The organism is Corynebacterium sp. HMSC056E09 (assembly GCF_001813425.1).
In the GTDB taxonomy this organism is placed as follows: domain Bacteria; phylum Actinomycetota; class Actinomycetes; order Mycobacteriales; family Mycobacteriaceae; genus Corynebacterium; species Corynebacterium hesseae.
In genome coordinates this window covers 1-770 of the sequence record NZ_KV812497.1, presented here as the reverse complement: position 1 = coordinate 770, position 770 = coordinate 1, and the positions used below count along the sequence as shown (strand labels likewise).

The window sequence follows — 770 nt, the reverse complement described above, 5'->3', positions numbered from 1 at the left end:
CTGCGGATGACTGCCTTCGGCAGAAGCGTCATCGACATCGCCAACGATCCCGCATTCGACGCATGGACGTTTTCCCAAAAGGTGCTCTACGCACTCGATAAAGAAGTCGCGGCCAGGCGTGAACGACGCATCAACAAACTGCTAAAAGCATCCCGATCGCCAAACCTTGATGCTTGCCTTGAAAACGTGGTCTGCACGCCTGACCGCAACATCAACCCCGAGCAAGTCAGCAGACTCGCTCACGGACAATGGTGCCACCTGGGCCAAAACATTGTCATCCTGGGCAAATCCTCAGTCGGCAAAACCTACCTCGCCCAAGCCCTGATCACAGCAGCATGCCGCAACGACTACTCCGCACGGTTCTACCGCACCGACATGCTCGCCGCCGAACTAGCAGTCCTCCAACCCGATAACCCCACACGGCTGAAGTTCATCCAGCACCTCCACGACGTCGACGTCCTGGTCCTCGATGACTTCCTGACCACACCTGTGGATGCCGCGACCGCGCACCAACTTCTCAACATCCTCGCCGGGCGAGAAGGCAAAGTCTCAACGATAGTGACCTCACAATTCACCCCACTGGAGTGGTACAAGTCCATCCCCGACGCCGTGATCTCCGAGTCAATCCTCAACCGACTCGTCTCCGGCGCCGAGATCATCACACTCGAAGGACCAAACATGCGCCTCACCACCAACACATAACCACCAACAACGCCTGAGTAAGACACCGCTACCGGATACTCACTCAGGCGCTACCAGATACTCACCAC

At 57.1% G+C, this 770-nt stretch carries 1 protein-coding gene; it reads left to right on the top strand.

From position 1 onward, the window contains the following. On the top strand, nt 1-702 hold a 702-nt coding region (locus tag HMPREF2912_RS07160), incomplete at its 5' end, for an ATP-binding protein (protein ID WP_210396384.1). Nucleotides 703-770: the final 68 nt, after the last annotated feature.